Origin of the sequence: Sphingopyxis indica (assembly GCF_900188185.1) — a bacterium.
GTDB classification, from domain to species: Bacteria; Pseudomonadota; Alphaproteobacteria; order Sphingomonadales; family Sphingomonadaceae; genus Sphingopyxis; species Sphingopyxis indica.
Genome location: NZ_FZPA01000021.1, coordinates 43303 through 50245, shown reverse-complemented (window position 1 = coordinate 50245; position 6943 = coordinate 43303). Strand labels below are relative to the sequence as shown.

Sequence of the window (6943 nt, the reverse complement as noted above, 5' to 3'; positions counted from 1 at the left end):
TCGAACAGCGCTCCTCAAGCGATAAATGACGGTATCTCGACATGGCACCACCTGCTTGAGGTGTTGCACTTCGTTTGTGAACTCAGGGGGGTCCATGGGCGCGGCGCTGGTAGAATGGAACCCCGGATCAAGTCCGGGATGACGAAGTGGATGGATGTCCGCTAACCACCACGAAGCGGTCGAGTATGAACGACCGCTTGCGGGCGGGAGCGGACGTTCTTAAGCCCCTCCTCTTCAGAGGAGGGGTTTGGGGTGGTGGCGCGCGACAGCGCGCAAGGCGCCCTTGCACCACCCCGCTGCGACTAGGGCGCGAAGCGCCCAAATCTCGCTGCCCCTCCTCTGAAGAGGAGGGGTTGGTCGAACGTCCGCTAACCACCCCAATGCCGCCGCTCTCAACTATAAGGCGGCGTATCCTCGAACTCGCCGAACCACGGATAGTCGTTCGCGACGCTCGCGGTGAAATGGGGTGCGCGCTTTTCGAGGAAGCTCGTCACCCCTTCGGCGGCGTCGGGGCTGCGTCCGCGGGCAAAGATCGCGCGGCTGTCCCAGCGGTGCGCGCTCATCGGGTGCGGCGCGCCGAGCATTCGCCACAGCATGTGGCGCGTCAGCGCGACCGATACCGGCGCGCTCTGCTCGGTCATTTCGCGCGCCTTGGCGATCGCGGCGTCGATCAGCGCGCCGGGGGCGTGGACCGACTGCACCAGTCCCATGTCCTGCGCTTCCCGCGCCGAAATCAGGCGCCCCGAATAGCAAAGGTCGACCGCATTCGCGATGCCGACAAGGCGCGGCAGGAACCAGCTCGACGCCGCTTCGGGCACGATGCCGCGGCGCGCGAAGACGAAGCCGTAGCGCGCGGTGTCGCTCGCGAGCCGCGCATCCATCGACAGCGTCATCGTCGCGCCGATGCCGACCGCGGCGCCGTTGATCGCGCCCAGCACCGGCTTCTTCGCGTCGAAAATGCGCATCGACACGCGGCCGCCCGAATCGCGGATCAGCGGGTGCGACCAGTCGATCGTCCCATCCTCGCCAACCGGGCTCGCCGACACGCCGTCGGGGAGCGCCGCCGCCTTGTCGGTGCGCTTGTCATAGTCGAAGGTCGCCGCGCCCCCGCCGAGGTCGGCGCCCGCGCAATAGGCGCGGTCGCCCGCGCCGGTGAAGATCACCGCGCGCACCGCGTCGTCGGCGTCGCACTCGTCGAGCGCGGCGACGATCTCGAGCATCATCTGGGTGGTGAAGGCGTTCATCCGGTCGGGCCGGTGCAGCGTCAGCAGCGCGATCCCTTCCTGCTTGTCGAGGCGAATCTGGTCGAAGCTCATCACACACTCTCCCGTCTATATTGCGGTTATCGTCGCAAGCGCGGCACGCGAGCGCAAGCATAAGTTGACGTGGACGTAAGCGTAAGCTGCGTCTCGGGCCATGGACCCTGAAACAAGTTGGCGATTATTCCCTTCGCATCCGTATTCCGGATTTCGTCATTGCGAGCGAAGCGAAGCAATCCAGAGCGGTTTACGCACACTCTGGATTGCTTCGCTTCGCTCGCAATGACGGGGCATATGGATGCAATAGGGATAATCGCCAGACAAGTCAGGGTGACGAGGATTGAAACGGGGCGGGGTCTCAGCTTCCCGCACCCGGCGAAGTGAAGGATGACGCGCCGTGGCTTTGCCGCTATAGGGCGCTCCTTCGCCCCGGCGCCGGCCGCTTCCTGAGTCGCCAGTCGCCGGGGTCATTCTTTTCGTTCCGGCAGAAAGTTGCACGCCATGGCCCGTCGCCGCCAGATCTACGAAGGCAAAGCCAAGATCCTCTACGAAGGCCCCGAACCGGGGACCCTGATCCAGTATTTCAAGGACGATGCGACGGCGTTCAATGCGCAGAAGCGCGGGACGATCAACGGCAAGGGCGTGCTCAACAACCGCATCTCGGAACATGTGTTCACGCTGCTCGGCCAGATCGGCGTGCCGCATCATTTCATCCGCCGCCTCAACATGCGCGAACAGCTGATCCGCCAGGTCGAGATCGTGCCGATCGAGGTCGTCGTGCGCAACGTCGCCGCGGGCTCGCTGTCGAAGCGGCTCGGGATCGAGGAGGGGACGCAGCTTCCCCGCACCCTCATCGAATATTGCTACAAGGACGACGCGCTCGGCGACCCGCTGATCGCCGAGGAGCATATCGCTTGCTTCAACTGGTGCAGCCAGGAAGAGCTGCACGATATTCAGGACATGGCGATCCGCATCAACGATTTCATGTGCGGCCTGTTCGCCGCGGTCGGTATCCGCCTGATCGACTTCAAGCTCGAGTTCGGGCGGCTTTGGGACGGCGATTACAGCCGCATCATCCTCGCCGACGAGATCAGCCCCGACGGCTGCCGCCTGTGGGACATGGTCACGAACGAAAAGCTCGACAAGGACCGTTTCCGCCGCGATCTGGGCGGCGAGGTCGAGGCCTATCAGGAAGTGGCGCGACGGCTGGGCCTGATGCCCGAGGGCGGCGACAATGCGGTGCTCGACCTCGAAACCCACCGCAAGAAAAAGGGCAGCTGAGCATATAAGCCCCTCCTCTTCGGAGGGGTCATATCCTTTGCAAGCACGACCGCTTTCGACAGGAAACGACACCCAAGGCCTTTCGTCGCTCTGAAACAGGTTGGCGATTGACCCGTTCGCATCGCTGATCTCGTCATTGCGAGCCCTTCGACTGCCTTGCAGGCGCTCAGGATAAACTGCGCGAAGCAATCCAGGGCGGTTTACGCCTACTCTGGATTGCTTCGCTTCGCTCGCAATGACGGAGTATGGGGCGTCCACGAATATCTGGGGGATAGTCACCTCTGAACAGGAGGGGGTTTTCCCCGATGTCGCCGGCCGCCGCGAAGCCCGCCGATCGGCTCGAAACGTCGTCCGTCGAAAGCATCGGCGGCGCAGCTTGACCCCCTTGGCGGGGGAAGCCAAACCGCTTGCATGACCATTTTCCCGTTCCGGCGCGTCGCGATCGCGCTGTCGCCGCTGCTTATCCTCGCCACAACCGCAGCAACCCAGCCCGCACCGTCGGCTCCCGTCAATCCGCAGACCCCGGCGGCGCGCGCGTGGAACTATGCCGACAGCGACGTGCCGGTCGATCCGAACATCGTCTTCGGCGTGCTGCCGAACGGCATGAAATATGCGCTGCTCCACAATGAAACGCCCAGGGACAGCGTGATTATCCGGATGCGTTTCGACGTCGGCAGCTTCGACGAGGCCGACGACCAGCGCGGGCTCGCGCATTTCCTGGAGCATATGGCGTTCAACGGCTCGACGCATGTGCCCGAAGGCGAGATGATCAAGCTGCTCGAGCGGAAGGGGCTCGCCTTCGGCGCCGACACCAATGCTTCGACCGGCTTCGACCAGACGCTGTACAAGCTCGACCTGCCCAGCGCGTCGGACGATCTGATCGACACCGGGCTGATGCTGATGCGCGAGACCGCGAGCGAGCTGACGCTCGATCCCGCCGCGATCGACCGCGAGCGCGGGGTGATCCTCTCCGAACGCCGTGCGCGCGATAGCTATCAACTGCGTAACCTTGCCGACCAGTTTGCTTTCGCGATGCCGGGCATGATCGTCGCCGATCGGCTGCCGATCGGCACCGAAGAGGTGATCCGCACCGCACCCGCATCGCGGCTGCGCGACCTCTATGATCGCTATTACCGTCCCGAGCGCGCGACCCTTGTGATGGTCGGCGACTTCGACACCGCGGCGGTCGAGGCGAAAATCAAGGCACGCTTTGCCGACTGGCAGGGGCGCGGCCCTGCGGGGCCGGAGCCCGGCCTCGGCTCGATCGACTATGATCGCGCGTCGGCCGCCGACGATTTCGTCGATCCCGCGATCAACGACGGGGTGACGATCGCGCGCTTCAAGCCGTGGGTCGACGAACCCGATACCAGGGCAAAGCGCATCCGCAACCTCGCCGAAGAAGTCGGCGAGGCGATCGTCGACCGGCGCCTTGCCAGGCTCGCGCTCGCCGAGGATTCGCCGATCCTGTCGGGCTATGTGAACGATCTGGAAGGGTGGAAGACCTTCGACCTTGTCACCGCGGGCGCGGTAGCGAAAGAGGGCGCGTGGAAGGATGCGCTCGCGCTGGTCGAGCAGGAATATCGCCGCGCGGTCGAGCATGGCTTTACCCAGTCCGAAGTCGACGAACAGCTCGCGCGGCGGCGCAATGCGATCAAGACCGCGGTGGCGGGGGCGGCGACGCGGCGCAGCGAGGCGCTCGCCGACGGGCTCGTCAATGCCGCCGATGGCGATTTCGTTTTCGTGCGCCCCGAAACGACCGCGGCGTTGTTCGCGGCGGCCGAACCGACGCTCGACGCCGCGACCGTATCCGACGCCTTCCGCCAGCGCGTTTCGGGGATGAGCCCGCCGCTCGCGCGCGTGACCAGCAAGACGCCGATCGACGGTGGCACCGGCGCGATCCTCGCCGAATTGAAGGCGTCGCAGGCGGTCGCGGTCGCGCCGCCCGCAGCGACTGAAAGTACCGCCTTCGCATACACCGGCTTTGGCACGCCGGGGCGCGTGGTGTCGGACGAGCGCGTCGAGGATCTGGGCATCCGCCGCATCCGCTTTGCCAATAATGTCATGCTCAACATCAAGCGGACCGATTTCCAGAAGGACAAGGTCTGGCTGTCGGTGCGCGTCGATGGCGGCACGCTGCTCGCGACGCGCGACGATCCGACGAAGGTCGCGCTGGCGGGCTCGCTCGGCGTCGGTGGGCTCGAGGCGCACAGCTATGACGATCTGCGAACGATCTTTGCGGGCAAGACCGTCGCGCCGAGCTTCGGGTCCGACATCGACGCCTTCGGGGGGCGGGTCGTGACCTCGCCCGAGGATTTCCGGCTGCAGGCCGATCTGATGGCGGCCTATGTCACCCATCCGGGCTATCGCGCCGACGGGCTCGCACTGATCCGCCGCGTGCTGCCGCAGCGCTATGCAGCGAACGATGCGACCCCCGCGGCGGTGATGGGGCGCGACGTCGGCGGCATCCTCGCCAATGACGATCCGCGGGCACAGACGCCGCCGCTCGCGACGCTGCTCACCCTCGACTGGAGCCAGCTCAAGCCGGTCATCGCCGACAGCCTGGCGCATGGCGCGATCGAGATCGGCGTCGTCGGCGACATCGACGAGGCTGCGGCGATCGACGCGATCGCGGCGACATTCGGCGCGCTGCCCGAACGCCGCGCCGCCTTCGACCCGCGCGCCGCATCGCGCGTGCGCGAATATCAGGCCGACACCAGCGAACGCACGCTGATCCACAAGGGACCGGCCGATCAGGCCGAGCTGCGCGTCTATTGGCCGGCGCGCGACGATAGCGACCTTGGCGAAGCGATGCGGCTCAACCTGCTCGCGCGCGTGATGCAGCTCAAGCTGACCGAGGAATTGCGCGAGCGGCTCGGCGAAAGCTACAGCCCCGGCGCCGCGGCGAGCCTGTCCGACGAGTTTCCGCATTTCGGCCATCTCTTCGCGGCGGCGAATGTCGACTATCAGGATATCGCGACGACGCGTGCGGCGATGTTCGGCATCGCGAAGGACCTGCGTGATCGTCAGGTCGATACCGACCTGCTCGACCGCGCGCGCCGCCCGTTCGTCGAGGCGCTCGTCAAGGCGCGGCGCGAGAACAGCTATTGGATGAACTATGTCGCCGAAGCCTCGACGCGCCCCGATCGCCTCGACCGCAGCCGCCACGCGATCGAGGAGGTCGAGGCCGCGACGCCCGCCGAGTTGCAGGCGCTCGCGGTGCGCTACCTGGTCGACGACAAGGCGCTGGTCATCAAGGCGATCAGCGACAAGGCGGGCGGATAGTGGGGAATCCGCCGCTCTAAACCGTCCACTCCACCCACGCGCCGTGCGGGTGCGAGCGGCCGAGCATCTTCGGTTCGGCGCCGCCGGGCCAGTGACGCACGACCAGTTCGTGAAGATGCAGCGTGCGATTGGCTTCGAGCGCGATCCACGCGAGCGGGCGGTCGGGCGTGGCCCGTGCGCCGACGGCTTCCATTGCCGCGGTGATGCGCGCCTGCTGGTCGGCGGGGACATATTGCCAGACGATCGAGTGCATCAGCACGCGCGTCGTCCCAGCGGCCTGCGGTTTTGCCAGCTCGGCCTCGACGAAATCGGCGGCGCTCATGCGGACGAGGTCGGGCGGGTCGGCCTCGGCGGCGGCAATCGCCGCCTCGATGCGGCCGAAGCGGACATGATGCTCGGGCCAGATATAGGCCTTGAGGCGCAGCGCCTGCGCGGGATCGGTGAGGTCGACCGGCGCGACGTCGCAGCCCTTGACGCCCACGAAGTCGATCTTGTGCTGCGGCGGGTGGCGGCCGCGCCATTCGGGAGCGAAGCCCATCACGCCAGGCTGCGGTCCGACCTGCACGCCGGCGAGGTCATAGTGATAGCGATCGAGCATCAAATTGATCCCCGCACTCGACCCGATTTCGAGGCATTCGAAATGCGGCGGCAAGCCCTGATCGACGAGCCAGAGCATCGCGGCGATGAAATTCGCCGAGCGGCCCGCCTCATTGGTTTGCGGCGGGCCGTCGAGCCATGGCAGCAACGCCGCGTCGTGCCGCCGCACCACGCCGGCGACCACCGCGGCGTCGTTGATGTCTTCGCTGTCGGCATAGATGGGCGCGAGCTCGGGCGCTCCGCCCGACAGGTGCAGCGCGTGGAGCCCGCCAGCGGCGCGCAGCGGCAGCGCGTCGGCGAGCGGCGCGCCCTCCCACGCCGCGATGCGGCGCGCGAATTCGCTGTCGGGGTGCTTCAGCAGCGTGGCGAGAGCGGCGACGATCCGCGCGGTCACGGGGGCCTCGGCGCTGCGGCAATAGGCGACCTGGTTGGCGAAGGCGGTATCGACCGCCGCGCGTCCGGTTTCGGCCATGTCCACAAACTGATACCGGTCGCTCATTGCCCTTTCTCCCGCTGGCGCTTAT

The 6943-nt window shown here is 66.4% G+C and carries 4 protein-coding genes; 2 read left to right on the top strand and 2 right to left on the bottom strand.

Annotated elements, in window-relative coordinates; translation table 11 throughout:
* Positions 1-392: 392 nt before the first annotated feature.
* Positions 393-1316 carry a crotonase/enoyl-CoA hydratase family protein gene (locus CHB69_RS18650; protein ID WP_089217427.1) on the bottom strand — a complete coding sequence of 308 codons (924 nt, stop codon included), beginning with the start codon at positions 1314-1316 and terminating at the stop codon, positions 393-395.
* Between the two features lie 444 nt (positions 1317-1760).
* On the opposite strand from CHB69_RS18650, the gene purC reads away from it, so the two are divergent.
* Both purC and CHB69_RS18640 read left to right on the top strand, forming a co-directional pair.
* Positions 1761-2540: a phosphoribosylaminoimidazolesuccinocarboxamide synthase gene (gene purC, locus CHB69_RS18645; RefSeq protein WP_089217426.1), complete on the top strand. Its 780-nt coding sequence runs from the start codon at positions 1761-1763 to the stop codon at positions 2538-2540.
* A gap of 411 nt (positions 2541-2951) precedes the next feature.
* Entirely contained in the window at positions 2952-5822 is a 2871-nt protein-coding gene (locus CHB69_RS18640) for a M16 family metallopeptidase (protein ID WP_089217425.1), read from the top strand.
* A gap of 16 nt (positions 5823-5838) precedes the next feature.
* Here the strand turns inward: CHB69_RS18640 and CHB69_RS18635 are convergent, their stop codons facing one another.
* Positions 5839-6918, bottom strand: coding sequence for a DUF2332 domain-containing protein (locus CHB69_RS18635; protein ID WP_089217424.1), 1080 nt, complete (start codon positions 6916-6918; stop codon positions 5839-5841).
* Between the last annotated feature and the right edge of the window lie 25 nt (positions 6919-6943).